Source organism: Cupriavidus sp. FW305-F7 (assembly GCF_058782875.1).
In genome coordinates this window covers 135,036-155,133 of sequence record NZ_JBYSYC010000017.1, presented here as the reverse complement: position 1 = coordinate 155,133, position 20,098 = coordinate 135,036, and the positions used below count along the sequence as shown (strand labels likewise).

At 63.9% G+C, this 20,098-nt stretch carries 18 protein-coding genes; 8 read left to right on the top strand and 10 right to left on the bottom strand.

Features of this window, described 5'->3' with window-relative positions:
- Window positions 1-498: 498 nt before the first annotated feature.
- From AC3WL8_RS17975 to phbB, 4 genes are all read left to right on the top strand, one after another.
- On the top strand, window positions 499-942 hold the full coding sequence (locus AC3WL8_RS17975; RefSeq protein ID WP_211979817.1) for a CzcE family metal-binding protein: 444 nt from the start codon (window positions 499-501) through the stop codon (window positions 940-942).
- Between the two features lie 459 nt (window positions 943-1,401).
- Window positions 1,402-3,480 carry a copper-transporting P-type ATPase gene (locus AC3WL8_RS17970; protein WP_041227967.1) on the top strand — a complete coding sequence of 693 codons (2,079 nt, stop codon included), beginning with the start codon at window positions 1,402-1,404 and terminating at the stop codon, window positions 3,478-3,480.
- Window positions 3,481-3,848: 368 nt separating this feature from the next.
- Window positions 3,849-4,406: a TIGR01841 family phasin PhaP3 gene (gene phaP3 / locus AC3WL8_RS17965; RefSeq protein WP_013957051.1), complete on the top strand. Its 558-nt coding sequence runs from the start codon at window positions 3,849-3,851 to the stop codon at window positions 4,404-4,406.
- A gap of 267 nt (window positions 4,407-4,673) precedes the next feature.
- Window positions 4,674-5,417: an acetoacetyl-CoA reductase gene (gene phbB / locus AC3WL8_RS17960; protein ID WP_013957050.1), complete on the top strand. Its 744-nt coding sequence runs from the start codon at window positions 4,674-4,676 to the stop codon at window positions 5,415-5,417.
- A gap of 75 nt (window positions 5,418-5,492) precedes the next feature.
- Here phbB and AC3WL8_RS17955 read toward each other — a convergent pair whose 3' ends face one another.
- From AC3WL8_RS17955 to AC3WL8_RS17945, 3 genes are all read right to left on the bottom strand, one after another.
- Window positions 5,493-5,975 (bottom strand): DUF4440 domain-containing protein, encoded by a 483-nt coding sequence (locus tag AC3WL8_RS17955; protein WP_041227965.1) that lies wholly within the window; start codon window positions 5,973-5,975, stop codon window positions 5,493-5,495.
- Between the two features lie 76 nt (window positions 5,976-6,051).
- Complete coding sequence (locus AC3WL8_RS17950; protein WP_211979816.1) at window positions 6,052-7,089, bottom strand: transporter; 1,038 nt, start codon at window positions 7,087-7,089, stop codon at window positions 6,052-6,054.
- A gap of 85 nt (window positions 7,090-7,174) precedes the next feature.
- The gene (locus AC3WL8_RS17945; protein ID WP_211979815.1) at window positions 7,175-8,938 is read right to left on the bottom strand and encodes an ABC transporter ATP-binding protein/permease; all 1,764 of its coding nucleotides are present in this window, start codon (window positions 8,936-8,938) and stop codon (window positions 7,175-7,177) included.
- 243 nt (window positions 8,939-9,181) lie between these two features.
- Between AC3WL8_RS17945 and AC3WL8_RS17940 the strand changes: the two genes are divergently transcribed.
- From AC3WL8_RS17940 to AC3WL8_RS17930, 3 genes are all read left to right on the top strand, one after another.
- The gene (locus AC3WL8_RS17940; RefSeq protein WP_211979814.1) at window positions 9,182-10,099 is read left to right on the top strand and encodes a LysR family transcriptional regulator; all 918 of its coding nucleotides are present in this window, start codon (window positions 9,182-9,184) and stop codon (window positions 10,097-10,099) included.
- Between the two features lie 248 nt (window positions 10,100-10,347).
- A complete protein-coding gene (locus AC3WL8_RS17935) occupies window positions 10,348-10,779 on the top strand; it encodes a universal stress protein (protein ID WP_211979813.1) in 432 nt (143 codons plus the stop codon).
- A gap of 72 nt (window positions 10,780-10,851) precedes the next feature.
- The gene (locus AC3WL8_RS17930; protein ID WP_153954635.1) at window positions 10,852-11,316 is read left to right on the top strand and encodes a ferritin-like domain-containing protein; all 465 of its coding nucleotides are present in this window, start codon (window positions 10,852-10,854) and stop codon (window positions 11,314-11,316) included.
- 18 nt (window positions 11,317-11,334) lie between these two features.
- Here the strand turns inward: AC3WL8_RS17930 and AC3WL8_RS17925 are convergent, their stop codons facing one another.
- The 7 genes from AC3WL8_RS17925 to AC3WL8_RS17895 form a co-directional block, all read right to left on the bottom strand.
- Window positions 11,335-12,900, bottom strand: a complete 1,566-nt coding sequence (locus tag AC3WL8_RS17925) for a TolC family protein (protein WP_211979812.1) — start codon at window positions 12,898-12,900, stop codon at window positions 11,335-11,337.
- On the bottom strand, window positions 12,887-14,866 hold the full coding sequence (locus AC3WL8_RS17920) for an FUSC family protein (protein WP_211979811.1): 1,980 nt from the start codon (window positions 14,864-14,866) through the stop codon (window positions 12,887-12,889). The genes AC3WL8_RS17925 and AC3WL8_RS17920 overlap by 14 nt, the downstream gene beginning before the upstream one ends.
- Window positions 14,847-15,896, bottom strand: coding sequence for a multidrug transporter subunit MdtN (gene mdtN / locus AC3WL8_RS17915; RefSeq protein ID WP_211979810.1), 1,050 nt, complete (start codon window positions 15,894-15,896; stop codon window positions 14,847-14,849). The genes AC3WL8_RS17920 and mdtN overlap by 20 nt, the downstream gene beginning before the upstream one ends.
- Window positions 15,893-16,156, bottom strand: coding sequence for a hypothetical protein (locus AC3WL8_RS17910; protein WP_211979809.1), 264 nt, complete (start codon window positions 16,154-16,156; stop codon window positions 15,893-15,895). Before AC3WL8_RS17910 ends, mdtN begins: the two co-directional genes overlap by 4 nt.
- A gap of 128 nt (window positions 16,157-16,284) precedes the next feature.
- Window positions 16,285-16,563, bottom strand: a complete 279-nt coding sequence (locus AC3WL8_RS17905; protein WP_013957039.1) for a hypothetical protein — start codon at window positions 16,561-16,563, stop codon at window positions 16,285-16,287.
- A 245-nt stretch (window positions 16,564-16,808) separates the two neighbouring features.
- Entirely contained in the window at window positions 16,809-18,287 is a 1,479-nt protein-coding gene (locus AC3WL8_RS17900; RefSeq protein ID WP_211979808.1) for a DASS family sodium-coupled anion symporter, read from the bottom strand.
- A gap of 54 nt (window positions 18,288-18,341) precedes the next feature.
- On the bottom strand, window positions 18,342-19,289 hold the full coding sequence (locus AC3WL8_RS17895) for a lactate/malate family dehydrogenase (RefSeq protein WP_492378500.1): 948 nt from the start codon (window positions 19,287-19,289) through the stop codon (window positions 18,342-18,344).
- A 207-nt stretch (window positions 19,290-19,496) separates the two neighbouring features.
- On the opposite strand from AC3WL8_RS17895, the gene AC3WL8_RS17890 reads away from it, so the two are divergent.
- On the top strand, window positions 19,497-20,084 hold the full coding sequence (locus AC3WL8_RS17890) for a hypothetical protein (RefSeq protein WP_153954628.1): 588 nt from the start codon (window positions 19,497-19,499) through the stop codon (window positions 20,082-20,084).
- The last annotated feature ends 14 nt before the right edge of the window (window positions 20,085-20,098 follow it).

Here is a 20,098-nt window from a genome sequence, read left to right as displayed (position 1 = left end):
GCTTGTTGTTTCGGTCATAAGGGCGTTTCTTTCGATATCGTCTCATGACCTCAACACACAAGAAATCTGACAGGCTCCGGGGGCGGTATCCCACGCATTGCCGCGGCTTTCAGGCGCGCAGCAGTTCGCCAAAACTAGGTACGTCTCGTCCAGTTGCCGGCTGTCCTGGCCTTGACCAGCCATGGCTTCGAGGGCGCTCAGGAGAAGATCGGCGACGACATATTGTTCTTGCTCGCATGTCCGCCTGAACACGGCAAGGACATCGTCATTCAAATGGACCTTCCCATGGGAGGAAGGTCAAGCAACGTCGGCTGTTCTTCAGGGCAATTATGAATGCCTGCCTTCTGACGTACTCATCCGCGAACGGCATCGCCGACTGGACAGGCTAGTGGCACTACAGCTTACCGGCATGTAATGGCTGCGTAACGCCCCGGTGAGAGATAGCCTCATACCATTGATTCAAGAGGTCGATGCCTCGAAACTTCAATGGAGTGCACCATGAAAACCAACAAGTCCGTGGCTGTCGCGCTGGTTCTTTCGGCGTTGTCCATCTCCACAGCATGGAGCACCGATAAGTCGAAGACCAACGCCGGCGACGACGTGGCGCAGCATGTTCAGCGCCAGGCCGCAGAACCCGCCGCAGCTCCGGCAGCAGCGCAGGTAAGCGCAACGCGTGTCGGTTCGCAGGCCGCCCTTTTTGGCAGCCAGGTAGCTGCAGGAACAGCTTCCCGCACCGTGGCGGTGACCTCCGGCATGAAGTACGTCAACGTTGCGTCCAGCGAGACCGTGACGTTCAGGAGTGGCGAGCAGGAGGCAACGTGGAAGTTTGCCGAATCGATTCGCGGAACGAACGTAGACCTGGGGGTCCTCTTGCCGGGCGTGCCGGATGCTCAAGGTGTACGCGTCTATATCGACCGTAGTCATCTCTTCACCGGCGGCTGACCTCGCCCCTGAAGGCGACTTCTCGTTGGCGGCCAACTCATCCTGGACCCGAGCGCGTTGGCCTTTGAGAGCAGTCCAGCCACCGTGCCTCCTTGCCCTTGACCTTCCAACGATGGGAACCTCTAAGCTGGCGTCATCAGGCGTGACATGGACGTCCCATCTCGAATGGCCGTCATCTTCGCGTAAGGAGCGTGTCATGAAGGTAAAAGGCAAGCCGGATGACGCAGTGGATGCCCGGCCCAACAACTGAAGGAAGCCAGGATGAACAGGACAAGCAACGAACGCGATGCAACCGAGCCTGGCCGCCACAGCGCCGGTGCACATACCTCGGCTCAGGATCAGTCCGATCCTGGTCATCATCACGAGCATGCGCATCACCATGACCATGTTCATGAACAGGCTGGCACTGGCGCCGGGGCGGCGCAGCCAGCTGCCGAGGGAACAATCTATACCTGTCCCATGCACCCGGAGATCCGCCAGGATCATCCGGGCAACTGCCCCAAATGCGGCATGGCGCTGGAACCGTTGTTGCCGGAACTGGATGAAGGAGAGAACCCCGAGCTGGTGGATTTTCGTCACCGCTTCTGGTGGACGCTACCGCTCACCGGTGTGGTGTTCGTACTGGCCATGTTCGGGCATCGCCTTGGCTGGATGCAGGTGTCGACCCAGAGCTGGGTAGAGCTTGCATTGGCGACGCCTGTGGTGCTGTGGGCGGGCTGGCCGTTCTTCGTGCGGTGTTTCCAGTCGATCGTCAACCGCAGTCCGAACATGTGGACGCTGATCGGAATCGGCACAGGTGCGGCCTATGTCTACAGCGTCATTGCGACCGTCATACCTGGCGTATTTCCGCAGGTGTTTGCCGAGCATGGCCGCATCGGTGTCTACTTCGAGGCAGCGGCGGTGATCATTTCCCTCACGCTGCTGGGTCAGTTGCTTGAACTAAAGGCCCGTTCCCAGACTTCCGCCGCCATCAAGTCGCTGCTGGGACTGGCGCCAAAGACGGCGAGGCGTATCGGCCCCGACGGAGCCGAAGAGGACGTGCCGCTCAGCCATGTCCACGTGGGCGACCTGCTGCGCGTGCGGCCCGGCGAGAAGGTGCCGGTCGATGGCGTGGTAACGGAAGGCTCCAGCGCGGTCGACGAATCGATGATAACCGGCGAGCCCATTCCGACCACCAAGCGCGTCGGCGACCGCGTCATCGGCGCCACGATGAACACGTCGGGCAGCCTCGTCATCCAATCCGAAAAGGTAGGCTCCCAGACCGTGCTGTCCCAGATAGTCCAGATGGTGGCGCAAGCGCAGCGATCGAAGGCGCCGATGCAGCGGATGGCGGACAAGGTTGCCGGCGTCTTCGTCCTCGGTGTCATCGGCATTGCGGTGCTGACTTTTGTCGCGTGGGGACTCTTCGGCCCCGAGCCGAGCTGGGTGTTCGGCCTGATCAATGCGGTCGCGGTGCTGATCATCGCATGTCCGTGCGCACTGGGTCTCGCCACGCCGATGTCCATCATGGTCGCAAGCGGGAAGGGCGCTTCCAACGGCGTGCTGTTCCGCGATGCCGCTGCAATCGAGAACCTGCGCACGGTCGATACCCTGATTATCGACAAGACCGGGACGCTCACCGAGGGTCGGCCGGTTTTTGAGCGCGCGATCGGCACCAATGGCTATGCCGAGGAGGACGTGCTGCGGTTAGCTGCCAGCCTGGATCAGGGCAGCGAACATCCTCTGGCTGCCGCGATTGTTGAAGCAGCCCGTGAGCGCGGCCTGCAGTTGGAAAAGCCGGAGGGCTTCGAGTCGAGTTCCGGGATCGGGGTAAGAGGCAAGCTGGGCGGCAGGAAGGTCGCGATCGGAAACACGGCGCTCATGCAAGCTGAAGGAATTCCCATTGATCGGCTCGTGGCGCAGGCTGATGCGCTGCGTGCGCAAGGCGCCAGCGTGATGTATCTCGCCGTCGAAGGCACGCTTGCTGGCCTGCTCGCCGTCTCGGATCCGGTCAAGGCCACCACGCCGGAGGCGCTGGCGCATCTCAGGGAAGAAGGTATCCGTGTCGTGATGGCGACCGGTGACGGGATTGCAACGGCAAAGGCGGTGGCCGGGAAACTCGGCATTGACGAGTTCCACGGCGAGGTGAAGCCGGCCGACAAGCTTGAACTTGTCAGTTCCCTGCAACAGGCAGGCGCGGTGGTGGCCATGGCGGGCGACGGTATCAATGATGCGCCGGCGCTGGCGAAGGCGGACGTTGGTATTGCCATGGGCACGGGCACTGATGTCGCGATGAACAGCGCTCAGGTCACGCTGGTCAAAGGGGATTTGCGCGGCATTGCCCGTGCCCGGAAACTCTCGCAAGCGACCATTCGGAACATGAAGCAGAACCTCGGTTTTGCGTTCATTTATAACGCCTTGGGCGTTCCGCTGGCGGCGGGCGTTCTGTATCCAATGACAGGCCTGCTGTTGTCGCCGATGATTGCGGCGCTGGCGATGAGCCTGAGTTCTGCCTCGGTCATTACCAATGCGTTGCGGCTCAGGAAGGCTGCTACATGAGCCGTGCCGTCAGCTCGGGGCGCCGCGATCCTGTTGCCTCGATCCCATTTCCGCTTCTCCCTCTTGGTGTATTCGGCGATCCGTTTCAAGCGTCCGGGGTGAGGTGCGCCCCACACGTGTCATGCACCGCAACATTTCCACGTAAATACATGTAACATAAGTGCCTTATAGTGCACGTTTATTGTCATGTTTTAAAGACTTTTTGGGTATATACCTAGGGATCAAATTAGAGGAAAGCCTCTAGGATTCGCACTCGGATGGTGCGCTGCAGGATTGGTGGCGCTGCCAATCCGCAAGCCATACGGTGGCGGATTCAATTTGCAGCACTCTTGCGCGAATCCGTTCGATCAATCCACAGGAGATTTCGCATGTCCCCTTTTATGCCCGAGCAATTTGCTGCAGTGCAAAAGTCCAGTCTGAACCAACTGTTCGCGCTGACGAACATGGCTTTTGACGGCTTCCAGAAGTTGACCGAGTTGAACCTGCAGGCAGTCAGGACGACGCTTGCCGAAGGCCAGGGCAATGTCGAAGCGGTGCTGGCCGGAAAGGACCTGCGTGACGTGTTCGCCGTGCAGAGCAATCTGGCCCAGCCCGCCGCGGAGAAGGCGGTTGCGTATGCACGCCACGTGTACGAAATCGCGTCGAACACGCAGGTGGAACTGACCAAGGCGGTCGAGGGCCAGTACGAACAGCACAACCGCAATGTGCAAGCCTTCGTCGACACCTTCGTGAAGAACGCGCCGGCCGGGTCTGAAGCGATCACCGCGCTGCTGCAATCGAGCGTAGCGGCCGCCAGCAGCACCTTTCAATCGTTCCAGGACGCCGCAAAGCAGACGGCTGAAGCCGCCAAGGCCAACTTTGCCAAGACCGCCGCAGCTGCGTCCGGCGCGGCCCAGCAGGCGGCGCCCCGCGCTTCGAAGCAGTAACGGCGTGCGGCCGGCCGTGCCGGCCAGGCCAGCGCGCTGAACAGAGATCGCAGGCTTGCAGGCCAGGGGCATCAGTTCTCCTGGTGTGAAGCACTGCGACGCCAATCTTCCCGCATCGGCATACAAGCCGGGACCGGAATCATCCGGCCCGGCTCGCCCTCGCTATTTTCGCGCCAGGGCAGTGGGAATATGGTCGGGATAGTCAGGGCAAACGCCCGTCCCGGCAAGGCAGGGGTCTTTCAACTTTACGAGAATGAAGCACGCAGCATGACGAAGAGAATTGCACTGGTAACAGGTGGTATGGGTGGGCTGGGAGAAGCCATCAGCATCAAGTTGCACGACGCAGGCCACACCGTGGTGGTGACGCACTCGCCGGGCAATGCGAACGCCCAGGACTGGCTTGCCGCGATGGCCGCCAGCGGCCGCGAGATGCGTGCCTACGAGGTGGATGTCTCCGACTACGATGCCTGCCAGGCTTGCGCTGCGCAGATCCTGGCTGACGTAGGTCGCGTAGATATCCTGGTGAACAACGCCGGCATTACCCGCGACATGGCCTTCAAGAAGATGGACAAGCCGAACTGGGATGCCGTGATGCGGACCAACCTCGACTCGGTGTTCAATCTCACCAAGCCGCTTTGCGAAGGCATGGTCGAACGCGGCTGGGGACGCATCATCAACATCTCGTCGGTCAACGCATCCAAGGGCGCCTTTGGCCAGACCAACTATGCAGCCGCCAAGGCCGGGATGCACGGCTTCACCAAGTCGCTGGCGCTGGAAGTGGCAAGAAAGGGCGTGACCGTCAACACCGTCTCTCCGGGCTACCTTGCCACCAAGATGGTCAACGCCGTGCCCAAGGAAATCATGGAGACCAAGATCCTGCCGCAGATTCCGGTCGGCCGCGTCGGCAAGCCGGAAGAAGTCGCCGCACTGGTTGCCTACCTTTGCTCGGAGGATGCGGCCTACGTGACCGGGTCCAATATCGCCATCAACGGCGGGCAGCACATGCAGTAAGGGCGCTGGGCCAGGCGCCGCCAGGTGAATGCGCGGCGGGGCCCTCGCCCTCGGTAACTGAGGCTCAGGCCTCAGTTACGTCTTCTCCGGCATGGCCGACGAGTGATGGCTTGTAATGAGCCATTGCTTGCCGTCCCAGTGATAGGTGTAGGTAAAGCGGGCCTTCACCACGGCGCCCGTTCGTGCGAAGGTGAAGGTGTAGAGCCCGGAATCCACCGCGGAATTGCATCCCAGCTCAATGGTGCGGAAGTCGATCTTCCCGGACGGACCGTTTTGCAGGAAGTGATGGAAATAGTCCTCTTTCTCCGCGACGGTCAAGCGAGGCTTGTTGGATACCGTCGGAAGAAGAATGGACCGTTCCGCATAGTTGGCCACCACCTTGTGTGGATCGCCTGTCTGCAGTGACCGATTCCATCGATCAAACAACGCCGCAATCTCCTGCTCCGACGTCATCTTGCAGCTTTCTGTGCGCGACGCCTGCGCCGTGCCTGGCGCGCCCTGGTTCATGGCGCATCCCGAAAGCACGAACGCCAGGGCAGCAATGCGAAGTAGCTTCATGGCCGGGTTCCTCAGGTTAGGGGGTTGAGAGCCAGGGGGACACTGCCTGAAGTATGGTATATCCCGCAAGCGTTACCTACCCGGCCTGCTTGCGGAATGCCCAGCGCCCGGCCAGTACCGTGAAACTTGCCACTAGCGCCACCAGTACCCAAAAGCCGTGCGGGTGTCCGGCCAGCGGAATGCCGCCCACATTCATGCCGAAGAAGCCGGCCACGATATTGATCGGAAGCGCCAGCACAGTCACCAGCGTCAGCGTGAACAGCGTGCGGTTGGTTTGCTCGTTGAGCTTGGCGGCAATTTCTTCCTGCAACAGCTTGATGCGTTCGACCAGCGCGGCCAGGTCGTTGAGTACCAGCGAGAATTCTTCGGTCGATTCACGCAACTCCTGCAAGTCCGATTCATGCAGCCAGGCCGGCGGCCGGTTCAACAGCCGGAACAGGGCGCCGGGCTCGGGCGCCAGCAGCCGTTGCAGCCGCACCAGCCCGCGCCGCATCGAACCCAGGTCGGCGCGGTTGCCGTGCAGGCGCTGCGACAGCAACTGGTCCTCGATCTGGTCGACGTTCACACCGGTCTCGCGCACGATCTGCACCAGCACGTCGGCCTGGTCACGCAACAGGTGCACCACAAGGTCCAGTGGCGAGCGGAATGCCTCTCCGCGCCGCACCGCCTCGCGCAGCCGGTCCACGGAACGCAGCGGCCTGGCGCGGGCCGTCACCAGCAAGCGGTGGTCGGCGTGGGCCCAGAGCGTGGAGATATCCGTCGACGTGACGCCGAAGTTGTAGATCACGTCGTTGACCACGGCCAGCAGGGCGGCGTCCAGGCGCTCGATCCGCGTCGAGCGCGAACCCTGCCGCAGGGCCTCGAAGAATTCGTCCGGCAGGGCCAGCTGGCCCTTCATCCAGCGTTCGCATGCGCTGTGCGACAGGTTGAAGTGTAGCCACAGGAAGGGGCGATGGTGCGCGGCGTCCGGCGGTACTGACGGCATCTGCTGCAGCCATGCCGCTGCGGCGCGGGAATCAATCTCGCGCACCGGTCCGCCGGGTTCGAACAGAAAACCGCTGACCAGACCGACCGGGTCCGAGCCATAGCCGGCCTCGACAATGCCCGCTTGCATGCAAACGCCCTCCACATCAAATGTGCCTCGCGCGACGTTAGCACGGCACGATGATGGTTGGGGCCGCTACAAGGCAGCTGGACGCCTACCACCCCAGGCGATAGTCCCTGGTCGGATGCAGCCACCACTTTCCGTTCCCGGGCAGTTCCAGGACCTGGTGGTGGAATTTCAGCAGAGTGGGGCGGTGGCTGACGCTGACAAGCGTCGCCTGCAGGTCGGCCAGCAACTGGTACATGCTTTCCTCATTGCGGATATCCAGGGCACTGGTCGCTTCGTCCAGCATGACATAGCGCGGTTTTGAGAGCAGTACGCGAGCGATGGTCAGCCGCTGTTGCTCGCCAAGAGACAGGACTTTCCCCCAGTCCACTTCCGTGTCCAGGCCGCCAAACCGGCCAGCGATGTCCTTCAGGTTGACCATCTCCAGCAACTTCAGAAGCTCCTCGTCCGGGATCCGCTGGCCAATGTGGTTCGGGTACAGCAGCTGGCTGCGCAGGCTGCCGACCACCATGTAAGGATGCTGCGGCAGGAATAGCATTTCCTGCGGCATTGGCCGCACGATGCATCCCGTGCCGTTGTTCCACAATCCGGCGATCGCGCGCATCAGGGAACTCTTGCCGCCGCCGCTGGCGCCGACGATGAGCAGGCCCTCTCCCGGGTTGACCGACAGGGTCAGGTCGGTGACCAGCGTTCGCTCTTGATTCGGCGTGCGCAAGGTGACATGTTCCAGCGCCAGGCGGGAGTCATGGATGGACTCGATCGTGGTGGCCGGCTTCACGGAGGCTGCTGCCGTCCCGGTCAGCGCGATGGAGAATGTGTCCAGTCGATCCAGCCCCGCCACGAACCGGCTCAGGTCTTCAAAGTTGTCAACGATCACGGTCAGCGCGTTCAGTATGGCGGCAAACGCGCCGGCCGCCTGGATGGCGCTGCCTACTTCAAGCTCGCCGGAAAGCACGCGTGAAGCGACGATGGCGCTGGGCAGCAGGATGGTCAGGAAGCCATAGGCATACTGGAACATGTTCAGGCTCAGCTGCCACTTGATGAGGCGGTCGAAGTTCTGGAAGGCCTTACCGAAACGGCCGCTCACATGGGTTGATTCCAGCGCTTCGCCGCGATAGAACGCGATGGACTCGGCGTTCTCACGCACCCGGATCAGGCTGAAGCGGAAATCCGCCTCCCGCCTTAGCTGGAAGAAGTTCAGGCCGATCAGGACGCGGCCGAAGAAGAAGATGGAGATGAATGTGCCGGCGATGGCATAGATGACAAGAAAGTAGACCAGCTCCCTGGAGATCGACCACAGGACGGCGCTGAATGCAATGAGCTGCAGCAGCGCGCCGATGCCGATCGAAAGGAAAAACAGGGATTGCCGCGTGAAGGTATTGATGTCCTCCGCGATGCGCTGGTCCGGGTTGTCGATCGCGGCATCTGAATTGAGCTTGTAGTAGACCCGGCTTTTGAAATACCGTTCCAGATAGTGACTGGTCAGCCAGCGCCTCCAGAGCAGGCCAAGCTTATTCCTCAGGTAGTAATAAACAGCGTAGATGGGAACTGCCACCATCAGGATATAAAGACACTTCGTGATCGAGGCCCAGAAGCGATCCGCGTCTTGCGCCGCCAGGGCCGAAGTGAATTCACCGGTCTGCTTGACGATCAGTACCTCGGTCTGGGTCTGGCCCAACAGCAGCAGGATCAGCAGGACCAGCAAGCCCGAGGCTTTCCATTTTTCCCGCGAGAACCAGTAAGGTTTTGCAATGGCCCAGTATCGGGTCCACACGTGCCGGGTGGAAGTGACGGGGCGTTTCCCTGGGGCCGAAGTGGTGCCGGTGACTCGCGACTCAGGAACGGCGCTCATATCCCATCTCCCAGCACTAACCGGATTGCATACTCGCCACATGGCCCCGCCACGGGACACGCGGGAGAACGGCAGAAGACTATGAAATGAAATATAGGCTAGCAGAATCGATGCCTGGCTGATTCGTGCTCCCTGGCCGGGCTCAGGGACTGACCCTGGACAAGCGAGTGGAGATCCGACTTGACGCAGGCCGGGAACCTGATTCCAATCCGGAAGTGACCCTTCCGCTATGACAGCCCCCGCATGGACCGCTTCGACTCGCTGCAACTCTTTACCCGGATCGTGGAACTGGGTTCCTTCACCGGCGCCGCCAGCGCGTTGGACATGCCACGGGCCACCGCGACGCACGCCATCAAGGAACTTGAGGCCCGCATCGGCGCGCGTCTGCTGGAGCGCACCACGCGCCAGGTGCGCCCCACGCTGGACGGCCAGGCCTTCTATGAGCGCAGCAAGCGCGTGCTGCAGGACCTGGAAGACGCCGAGACCTCGCTCAGCACGCAGGTGGCCAACCCGCGCGGCACGCTGCGGCTGGACCTGCATGGCACCCACGCCACCATGATCATCCTGCCGCGCATCGGCGAGTTCCGGGAGCGCTATCCGCATATCGACCTGATCGTCAGCAGCGGCGACCGGCTGGTCGACCTGGTCGGGGAGGGCATCGATTGCGTGGTGCGTGCCGGCCGGCCGCGCGATTCCTCGCTGGTGGCCCGGCGTCTTGCGGATATGCCGGAGGTGCTGTGCGCCAGCCCCGGATACCTGGCCGCGCACGGCGCGCCGCAACACCCGTCGGAACTGGCGCAACACATCGGCGTGGGGTTCTTCTCGCGCAACCATGACTACCGTTATCCCTTCACGCTGACCGTCGATGGCGAGGTGCAGGAGTTCAAGGCGCGCGGCTGGATCTCGGTGAGCGATGCCGAGTGCTATACCAGCTCGGCCCTGGCCGGCTGCGGCCTGATCCAAGTGCCGCGCTTCCGCGTGGCAGAGCACCTGCGCGCAGGACGGCTGGTGCCCGTGCTTGAGGCCTGGCCCTGCCCGGACTTGCCGGTGTCAGCGCTGTATCCGTTCCACCGGCAGCTGGCGCCGCGGGTGCGAGTGTTTGTCGATTGGGTGGCGGGGTTGTACGTGGAGCGGTTCGGGCCGCTCCGGGGGGCGGCCTGAGCCAATTCGCGCCCGAATCTGCCGCCACGCCTGAGGCATTCGCCGCGCAGATCGGGGCCGATCATGCGCGTTGGGGGCAGTTCATCAAGGATGTCGGATTCAAGATCGATGGATAAGGGCGAGACGGTGCGTCGGCGTGTGCGCAGGTGCATCCGCGTGGGTGGCGAGAGGCGGATTCTTGTCCATACTGAACTTTGACTAGCGGGCTGTCGCTGCCCGCCGGGATCAATTGCCCAAGGAGAAGAATCGTGTTCAAGCACATTTTGCTGGCTACCGATGGCTCAGAACTTTCAAGAATGGCAATGGACGCGGCCATTGGCTTTGTCAAAGCCGGTGGCGCCAGGCTGACGGCCTATACGTGCATGGAAGAGTATCCCTACGTGGCGTCAGGCGATTCCGGCCATCCCAGGCGCAAGGCCTTCGAGGAGCAGGAGGCCGCGCATGCAACCGCCAGGCTGGAAGAGGTTGTTGCTGCAGCCAAGGCCGCGGGAGTCACATGCGAAACGGATATGACGACCTCGGTACCCTACAAGGGCATCATCGATGCCGCCGCGAGGCACGGGTGTGACGTGATCTTCATGGCGTCGCACGGCCGCAGGGGCTTGGAGGGCCTGCTGGTCGGCAGTGAAACCCAGAAAGTTCTCACCCATTGCCGGGTCCCTGTCCTCGTCTACCGCTAATGAGGGGATTGCGCGGTGCCCGGCTACGGGCGCCGGCTTGCAGTCCGAACCTACCTCAGGGAGGAATCTGCCATGTCGGAAATCGAACAGCAAAAGGTCGTCGGCGTGCTCAATCGAATACTCGAAGCTGAGCTCGCCGGTGTTGTGCGCTACACGCACTATTCATTCCTGATATTCGGCTTCGGCCGCATTCCCATCGTGTCGTGGCTGCGTGAGCAGGCGAATGAGTCGCTGCTGCACGCGCACCAGGCCGGCGAATGGATCACGACCCTCGGCGCCTATCCCTCGCTTGGCATCGGCGGACTTCTGGACAGCCACACGACCGATATCGGCGCGATCCTGCGTGAATCGCTTGCGACGGAGATGCAGGCCCTGGATCTGTACCGTGAACTGCTAAGCCTGGTCGAAGGGCGCTCCGTCGCCCTGGAAGAGTATGCGCGGCAGTTGATCCAGTTGGAGGAACTGCACGCGGGAGATGTGGAGAAAATGCTGCGCAAGCCCGGCCTTGCGGCGGCGGTGCAGCCTCGGCAGGGTTGAGCAGTACACCAGGCGGTATCACCGCACCGGCCATCCACCTCCATCGCGCACCGCGCCGACCGACCCCGTCGCCAGCGCCAATGTCGCCGCAGCGGCGAGCGCCCCGTTATAGGCGTCGGCAGACGCATTGCGCGCCAGCAGCAACTGGTTCTGCGCCAGATTGGCTTCGGTGACAGGCCCCACGCCCTTGCTATACGCGGCGAAGGCAGCGTCATAGGTGGTCTGCGCGGCCTCGGCCAGTGCCCTGGCCGCATCGTAGGCGGCCAGGCTCGATTCGAGCGCGCTCTGGCTGACCACGATCTGGCGCACGGACTCTTCCTTGGCGCGCGTCAGCCTGGCCGACGCGCTGTCGGCGTCGTTGCGCGCCTGTGCCAGCACCGCGGAGCGCACCCCGCCGTCGTAGATCGGTACGGTCACGCCCAGGAACACGCTGGCGCCGTAGCGGTAGCCGTTCAGGTTGACCGTGGGCGGCTGCTGGCCGACCGGCGGAATCGCGGTGATTGCCGAGCCGCCGGACGCGTACGACGTGAATGCAGACATGAACACCTTGGGCATGAAGCCGGCCTCTGCCGCCCTGACCTTGGCCTGGCTGGCGCGTTCGATGGCATAGGCCGCCAGCACGTCTGGCCGGCTTGCAATCGCACGTTCAACGATCTGCTCGATCGAGCTGCGCATGGCCGGCGACAGGAGCCGCACCGGCATCTCGGCTATTTGGGGCCTGGAAAGCGGGGAGATGCCGATGGCCGTGACCAGTGCCAGGTAGGCATCGGTTTCGGCCCCTTGCGCCTGCACCGTGGCGAGATTGGTCTGCGCTCGATTCTGCGTGGCCTGGGCGACTTCCACCACGGTGCCGATGCCGCGCTGGTAGCGCGCCTTGGCGGCGGCAAGCACGGCATCGGCGTTGTGCATCGCCTGCTGCACGGTGGTCGCGCGCGAACGCGCGGCCTGGTAGCGATAGAACGCCGTGCTGACTTCGTGAATGATCTTCTGGTGCGCCGCGGTAAAGCCGATGTTCGCGGCAATCGATGCCTGTTCAGTGGCATCGACAATGCCCGCGCGCTCGCCGAAATCGAACAACAGCCACTGCAGCGACAGCACCGAGACCGCGCCATGCGTCGACGCGTTTGCGCCCAGCGTGCCCAGCGCCGTGGACGAAGCGCTGTGTCCGTTCTGGTAGCCGCCCATCGCCGCCGCGGAGATGTACGGCAGGTAGCTGCTCCTGGCGATGCCGGCGGCCAGTGCGGCATTGCGCGCGTCGTTCCAGGCAATCCGGGTCAGCGGGTTGGTGGATTCTGCCAGGTCGATCAGCTCGGGCAGCGTGTAAGCGTGCGTGGTATCGAGTTCGGCTGGCGGGGGCACGGATGCCAGCGCGTTGTTGGCCGGCAGCGTGTAGTCGGATGGCCGGGTTGCCGGTGCCGGCTTGCTGGCCGCGCCCGGCACGATCTCGCCGGACGCGGTGGTCTCGGGCTGCCATGGCCGGTCGGAGGCCGGCGGGGCCAGGTCGAGCGACGCGGTGGCACATCCGGCCAGCGTCACGGCGGCGACCAGTGTCAGCGGGATCGCCAGCGAATCAGGTTTGCGCATGAATGGAAGTTGGAGAGGTCGCAGCCGGTGCCTCGGCGGGCGAATCCGCCAGGCGCCGGTCGACCAAGGTCAGCAGGGCGTGACGGACCTTGTCGGCTTGTGCATCGTGGGTGCCGTTGGCAGCTTGCGCAGTTGGTGCTACAGCGTCGGTAGCCTGCGGCGTGTGCAATCGCCGTGCAATTTCCGGGTCGCCGGGAAAGCGCTCCGCGAGTAGGAACAGGGGCCCCGCAATCGCATCGAGCGCGGCCAGGCGCCGGCGCCGGTCTTCGATCCAGTCCCGCCCCGGGCTGACCGATGCGGGTTCATAGTTGGCCAGGATCAGGTCCTGCGTGATCTCGCCGTGCCGTGCCATGGCGGCCGCGGCATGGCTGCGTCGGGCATCGGGCCGGCGCGCCTCGGTCAGTTGGTGCCATTGCGTGACCAGTGCCGCCAGTGCCGCCTCGATGCGGCTGGCAATACTGACTGGCCAGATCCGCGTGAAGACCAGGTACACAACCAGATTGCCCAGCACCACGCCAATCACCCGGTCGCGCGCAATGGTCAGGTCAAAGCCCGGTCCGGAACCCTGGATGACGCACAGGTAGTACGCAAACGCCACCTGGAAGCCTGCGTAGGCAATGCGCGGCGAGCCCTGCGCCACCCATGCCGATATCCACGTGCCGGCAAACACCAGCAGCATCAGCCCGCCCACCGAGGTGAGTGATGGCACCACGTAGACAATGGCTGCCGTGCCGATCACCGCGCCGACCAGGCAGCCGGCCAGCCGCAGCGTCAGCTTTTCCACGGTTTCCGCCGCGGTGCCAAGCGACACCAGGTAGCAGGTGATAAAGCAGGTATGAATGCCGGGCCAGTTCAGCTGCTGATACAGCAAGTAGCAGAACATTGCCGCGCCGGTGGTCTTGAGGGCGTAGCGGACATGGGCCGGATTCGAGAACGCGTCGGCATCGAGGAAGCCGCCATGTGCCTGGTCGGCTTGCTCCTGCGGCGCGGGGTCGCCTGGCTCCGCGTAGCGGTTGATGGCGCCGACCAGTTCCGCGGCAACCGCTTCCTGCACGGGCGACAGCCCTGCAAGACCGGGCACGCTCAGCCCGATTTCCACCGGATAGCCGCCGGCATCGAGCATGCGCGCCATGTCGTCGAGCGTAGTGGCGATGGGCACGGCAACGGCTGCCGGCAGTTGCGCCCCGGGCTGCCGGCGTGCGACATCTGCCGCCAGCAGAATCGCCATGGTCGACGACGCGGCCTGCCGCAGTGCCAGCAGATCCTGCGCGTCGATGCTGCCTTCGATCTTCGCCAGCTTCAGCCAGCCTGCGACAGGCTGGACGCCATCGCGCAAAGCCTCGTGCAGCGCCTCTGGGTCACCATCGGGAGCCTGCAGGCTGTGTGCAGCAAGCTGCAGGCAATGGGCCAGGCGGTCGGTCGCCAGCCGGCGCGGCGCCGGGCCCAGCACCAGGTTGACCACCACATTGACGCCGAGGGGAATCGCCACCATCAGCCAGGCATAGAGCAGGGCACGCGTAGCGATTTCGCCAGACGGCACCAGCCCGAGTTCGTCGAGCCCAAAGCCGATGATCATCGCCACGATGGCGCCGACCGGCCGCAGCTTGCTGGCCGAGGCCAGGAACAGTACTGCCGCCGACACCACCGCCATGCACGCCACGCGGCGCAGCGGGTCGTCGACGCTGAAATCGGCGAGCCATATCACCAGGCCGATGATCATGCTGACCAGCACCAGCGCGGCCACGCTCATGACGATGCTGGAGGTACGGTCGGCCCGGTTGATGAAGAAAATCACATAAGCGGAGATGGCCGCCTCAGGGGTGCCGTAGATACTGGTCACCAGTACCGTCAGGGTGCAGGCCACCGTGATGCGCGTGGCAGCTGCCGCACGGCCGGGGAGCGGCGCCAGCAGGGCCCGGATATCCGCCAGGCCCAGGCGCAACTTGTCAGCTGCAGGCTGCGCCATGCCGGATCTCGACGGTTGCGCTCGCGCCCACCCTGGCCAGCGCTTCCGGCGGATCTGCCAGCTTGATGCGCACCGGGAAGCGTTTGGCCACGCGTACCCAGTTCACGGATGGCTGGACATAGGGCAGGGAGCGCGGCAGGTTCACGCGGTCGGTATCGGTGATGCCGACACCGATGCCTTCCACCTTCCCGCGGATGGCCTGGCGCCGGTCGATCATCGAATAGACCGTGGCACAGTCGCCGACATTGATATCAGCCAGGTAAGTCTCGCGGAAGTTCGCCACCGCGAACCATTCCCCGGTATGCACCAGCAGGAACAGCGACTGGTTGGGGAGCACGACCTCGCCGGACAGCACCGTCAGCCCGCTCACGCGGCCGGCATGCGGGGCGCGCACCACGGTGTCGTCAAGCGCACGCCGCGCAATCGCCAGTGCCGCCTCGCGCGCATGCACGGTGGCGATGGCGCCGGCTTCATCACCGACCGCCTGTGCCGTGGCGGCGCGCTGCACGTTGGCCTGCTTCAAAGTCACCGCGGCGTCGCGCTGCGCCACCTGCGCCTGGTCCAGCTGCTGCCTGGGCACGTAGCCGTCCGCAGCCAGCGGGCGCAACCGTTCCACCGTGCGCGCCGTGAGCGCGTAGTTCTGCTCGGCCCGTGCGATCTGGTCTGACGCCACCGCCGCCGTGGCCTGCTCGGTGGCAATCGTGCGCCGCCGCGTGCCAAGGGTTGCCTGCGCCAGCTCCAGGTCGGCACGGGCCTGGGCCACGGCCAGCTGATACGGCACCGGATCGATCTCGAACAGGACATCGCCCTTGGCCACCAGCTGGTTCTCCGCCACATGGATGCGTGCAATCCGGCCGCCTACCGGCGACGCAACGTGGACCAGGTCGGCATCGAGCGAGGCATCGTCCGATGCCGGGAAGCGAAGCGTGCGATGGTAGGCGTAGAAGGACAGCAGGGCGGCCAGCAGGACGATGACCAGGGCGATCAGTTTGCCGCGCAGCGGGCTTTTGCGGAGGCCGGCCATTTTCATAGGATGTGTCCCGTACCCAGTAGCCAGACGATTTCAGCAATCATGACGCCGATCGCCGTATTGACCAGAAGCTGGTAGCGGACCGTTTCCGCCCAGCCCGTCATGATGAAGATCCGATAGGACACGACCGCGCCGGCAATGCCAAGCACGGTGCTCAGGAGCCAGAGCGGGAAATAGGCACCGAACAGGCTGAAGGACGGCGCGCCGGCGCAACCGTAGAGCGATGCCGCCAGCGCGGCGGGCAAAAGCGTGCGTGCCATATAGGTTGGACCAGGATCGATCCACGCAATATAGCAGCGCGGATTCGGGCTTGTCCAAGGCGCGGGCAGCGTGGGCGCGCCGGTTGTCGCGTCGGCGATCCAGGATGATCGCGAACGCAGGCGCGCGGCTATGGCAAATGCTTGCCGGGGAGCGTGGGTGCAGCTCCGCGCGCGTTGATCGGGCGTGCGCTACGCGGGTCGGCGGCTTGCCTGCCTGGCTTTGCCGTATTGAACCTGCGCCCGGTGGGCATGCCGCGATTGCTGTCGGTGCCGTGCGTCGGACCGGCGAACGCGCCGATCCTGACTTCCTCGCCCATTCCCCCCACGACATGCTGCGCAAAGGCGGCCCCCGAGGCGGTAGTCAGCATGGCCATTGCCATCAGGGGGTACGCGTGGATCTTCTTCATATGTGGCTGTTTTCCGTGTGGTGGGCCCGGGCGGGCAAGGTTCAGGCAGCGGAGGGTAATTCAACCGGATGTCCGTGTATGTAAGCTATTGTTAGCGACGCCGGCAGTCGGGTAGGGATGCATGATTGGCGCGAGTTGTTCCAACAATCAAGGAATGGATAAAAGTGCTGCATGGTGCGCACTTGATGCCGTCCGGAGCCATCCCCGATCAGGGGGGCTGGCCCATTTTCCTGCCCGGTGCGGTGTCAGACGTGCCCGAGGAACTGCCACCAAAGCGGGCCGATCACCAGCCAGACGAACATGTAGATAAGGCTCATCAGAAAGCCAGCCTTCCACCATTCCCCCTGGGTGACGTAGCCCGCGCCGAACATGACCGGTCCGGAGCCGATGCCATATTGGGTCAGGCAACCGTTGACATTGCTCAGGACGCCCAGGGCGACCGCCGCGGTGAAAGGCGGGATGCCGGCCGCGACCATCAGCGCCATGGACAGGGGGAAGAGCGCGCTGATATGTGCCGTGGCGCTGGCGAAGAAGTAGTGAATGTAGCAATAGATCGCCGCCACCAGCATATAGACGGCCAGCCTGTGGAAGCCCTCGAGGTGCGCCCCGAACTCCTTGCCGAACCAGGAGACCATGCCGTACTCATTGAGCTTGGAGGCCAGCATGATCAGCAGACCGATCCAGATCATGGTGTCCCAGGCGGACTTCTCGTTCAGGGCATCGTCCCAGGTCAGCACGCCGGTGATGAACAGCAGCGAGACGCCGAGAGCCGCCGCCAGCGTTGCGCCGATGGCCAGGTCCTCACCGAAAATCCAGAGCACCAGCAAGCCAAGGAAAATTGCCGCCATGATAATTTCCTTGGCGGAGATGGGGCCCAGGGCGACGAGTTCCCGTTGGGCCAGGGCCGTTGCATCGGGTGTCTGGCGGATCTGCGGCTGGACAATCCACAGCATGGCGACCGGAATGATGGCCAGGCACACCAGGCCGGGAACCGATGCGGCCACCGCCCAGTCGAGCCAGCTGATCGAGACGCCCTGATCCGCGGCCAGCCTGACCGCAAGGGGATTGCCAGCCATCGCCGTGATGAACATGCCTGCGGTAATGATGTTCGCGTGGAAGGCGCAGAGGATCAGATAGCTTCCCACCTTGCCGCGGGAATCCGGGTCATCGGCATGGCTGCCGAGGACTTCCGCTATCGCCTTGGTAATCGGCAGCATCACCCCGCCGGCGCGGGCGGTGATGCTTGGCATGGCGGGCGAGATCATGAGTTCGGTCAGGGCCAGCCCATAACCAAGTCCCACGGTTCGCTTGCCCAGCAGGCGCATGAACAGCAGGGCAATGCGGCGCCCCAGCCCGGTCTTGATGACGCCTCGGGAAATGAAGAAGGCGAGCATCACCAGCCAGACCAGGTCGGTGCCCGTGGATTTGGTGACGTCGGCAAAGGACACGACACCAGCAAGCACGCCTGCCGTGGCGCCGATGATGGCGACGGCGGCCATGGGCAGGGGGGCGGTCATGATGCCGGCGATGGTGGCGACAAATACCGCGAACATGTGCCACGCCTTCACCTCCAGGCCGGCCGGCGCCGGCAGGAACCAGAGGACGATGCCGATTCCCACCGGGACTAGAAATCTCCAGAGATCTTTGAGATGCCCAGCGGGGGCCGCTGGTTTCGCGGCCGGGGAGCTTGCAGGCGGTGGAGCCTTGGCGGGCGATACATCCATGATCAGCCTCCTGGCGGCGGCGTGGTTCGGTACTCCGGAGCGTGCGCGATGTCCCTACCGGTCCTGCAGCACGCTGTCGGTCGCCTCCTTGACGATGCGCGCGCTGCGCCGCAGGCTCTCGCGCTCGGTGGGGTTGAGTTCCGGGTAAGCCAGCAACTGCGCTCCGCCGCCATTGACCACCATCGGCAGCGACACGCACACCTCTGGCACGCCTTCGACTTCGGGATGTACGATGCCAACCGTGAGAATCAGGTCGGCGTTATGCACGATGGCCTGGCAGATTCGCCCGATCGCACTGGCGATGCCATAGTGGGTGGCGCCCTTGCCTTCCTTGATGAGCTTGGCCGCCTCGTGCACGGAGCGCAGGATCAGATCGCGGCTGGCTGGCCCCAGCCCCTTGCCGGTCCTGGACAGGAAGGTTTCGAGGGGCATGCCGCAGACCGTTGCACCCGACCATGCGATGACCGCGGATTCGCCGTGTTCGCCGACAACGTAGGCGTGAATCCCCGGCGCCACGACGCCCAGCCGCTCGGACAGAAGCGATCGCAGCCGTCCTGTGTCGAGAGAGGTGCCTGTGCTGATGACGCGCTCCCGCGCGCAGCGCAGGCGGTCAAAAACGACGCCAGCCAACACATCGCAGGGGTTGGTCGCGATGACGTAGATGGCATCCGGCGCCAGGGGCGCAATGCGATCCACGATTTCCGCCGCGATGCCCGCATTGGTCTTGGCCAGGTCCAGGCGAGTCTGCCCCGGCTTCACGCCGACGCCGGCAGTGATGACGACGACGTCCGCGTCGCGCGCGTTCTCGTAGTCGCCCGCATAGAAACGATTGTTTCCCCAGAATGCGGCGGAGTGGGCGAGGTCCAGCGCCTGCCCTTCGGCCCGGATTCGGGCAACATCGATGATGACCACCTCCGCGCTCGGGATGGCCACGGCCGCAAACAGGGCCGCCGAGCCGCCAACCAGTCCTGCGCCGACCACGACAATCTTGGGTTGATGCATTGGCATGCCTCCCACGTGCCTGGATAGTCGTATACCTGAATTAGGGCCCAGTCCGTGAGTGCCAACGCAAATGTGGAGTGACGGGCGCGGGGCAGGCGAATAACCGTTCGTATGCTATGGTTTATAGATCTTTTCGGTAGAAGCGCCAGCGTTGTGCCGACGCCGCCGAACGACGGTATGCCACAGACGGGGCTCGAGGAGTAAGTCATGCATCCCAGCAAGCTAATCGTGGCGGCGGTACTTGCCGCGGCAACTCTTCCGGTGCTGGCACAGCCCGAGACTCGCGTGGACACGGTGTCGGGCGTGGGGGCTACCAAGACCACCGGCACGGTCAAGGCGACCGCCACGGTGGTGGCCATCGATGCCGCCACGCGCACCATTTCGCTCAAGAACAAGCAGGGCAAGGTCACGGACGTACAGGTCGGCGAGGACGTGCGCAACTTCGAGCAGCTCCGCGTGGGCGACATGGTCACGGTCGAGTACACGCAGGCCTTGTCAGTGACCCTCGCCAGGCAGAGTGGCATGCGCTCCAGCACCGAACGCGAGACCGCCGACCGGGCCGCTCCTGGCGCCAAGCCCGGCGGCATGGTCGGGCGCGAGGTGACGGTGACTGCCGACGTGGTGGCCGTCAACGCCAAGACCGGCATGGTGACGCTCAAAGGGCCAAGAGGCAAGACGGTGGACGTGCATGTCGAGGATCCGAAGCAACTGAAGGCGGTTCGACGCGGTGACCAGGTGCAGGCCGTCTACACCGAAGCCCTTGCCATTTCCGTCACGCCCAAGCATGCCCGCTGAGTAAGGCGGCGCCG

Excerpts from the sequence above, each read along its gene's own strand:
- AC3WL8_RS17975 (WP_211979817.1), top strand. The coding sequence starts at position 499 with ATGAAAACCAACAAGTCCGTGGCTGTCGCGCTGGTTCTTTCGGCGTTG.
- AC3WL8_RS17970 (WP_041227967.1), top strand. The coding sequence starts at position 1,402 with ATGCACCCGGAGATCCGCCAGGATCATCCGGGCAACTGCCCCAAATGC.
- phaP3 (WP_013957051.1), top strand. The coding sequence starts at position 3,849 with ATGTCCCCTTTTATGCCCGAGCAATTTGCTGCAGTGCAAAAGTCCAGT.
- phbB (WP_013957050.1), top strand. The coding sequence starts at position 4,674 with ATGACGAAGAGAATTGCACTGGTAACAGGTGGTATGGGTGGGCTGGGA.
- AC3WL8_RS17955 (WP_041227965.1), bottom strand. The coding sequence starts at position 5,975 with ATGAAGCTACTTCGCATTGCTGCCCTGGCGTTCGTGCTTTCGGGATGC.
- AC3WL8_RS17950 (WP_211979816.1), bottom strand. The coding sequence starts at position 7,089 with ATGCAAGCGGGCATTGTCGAGGCCGGCTATGGCTCGGACCCGGTCGGT.
- AC3WL8_RS17945 (WP_211979815.1), bottom strand. The coding sequence starts at position 8,938 with ATGAGCGCCGTTCCTGAGTCGCGAGTCACCGGCACCACTTCGGCCCCA.
- AC3WL8_RS17940 (WP_211979814.1), top strand. The coding sequence starts at position 9,182 with ATGGACCGCTTCGACTCGCTGCAACTCTTTACCCGGATCGTGGAACTG.
- AC3WL8_RS17930 (WP_153954635.1), top strand. The coding sequence starts at position 10,852 with ATGTCGGAAATCGAACAGCAAAAGGTCGTCGGCGTGCTCAATCGAATA.
- AC3WL8_RS17925 (WP_211979812.1), bottom strand. The coding sequence starts at position 12,900 with ATGCGCAAACCTGATTCGCTGGCGATCCCGCTGACACTGGTCGCCGCC.
- AC3WL8_RS17920 (WP_211979811.1), bottom strand. The coding sequence starts at position 14,866 with ATGGCGCAGCCTGCAGCTGACAAGTTGCGCCTGGGCCTGGCGGATATC.
- mdtN (WP_211979810.1), bottom strand. The coding sequence starts at position 15,896 with ATGAAAATGGCCGGCCTCCGCAAAAGCCCGCTGCGCGGCAAACTGATC.
- AC3WL8_RS17910 (WP_211979809.1), bottom strand. The coding sequence starts at position 16,156 with ATGGCACGCACGCTTTTGCCCGCCGCGCTGGCGGCATCGCTCTACGGT.
- AC3WL8_RS17905 (WP_013957039.1), bottom strand. The coding sequence starts at position 16,563 with ATGAAGAAGATCCACGCGTACCCCCTGATGGCAATGGCCATGCTGACT.
- AC3WL8_RS17900 (WP_211979808.1), bottom strand. The coding sequence starts at position 18,287 with ATGGATGTATCGCCCGCCAAGGCTCCACCGCCTGCAAGCTCCCCGGCC.
- AC3WL8_RS17895 (WP_492378500.1), bottom strand. The coding sequence starts at position 19,289 with ATGCATCAACCCAAGATTGTCGTGGTCGGCGCAGGACTGGTTGGCGGC.
- AC3WL8_RS17890 (WP_153954628.1), top strand. The coding sequence starts at position 19,497 with ATGCATCCCAGCAAGCTAATCGTGGCGGCGGTACTTGCCGCGGCAACT.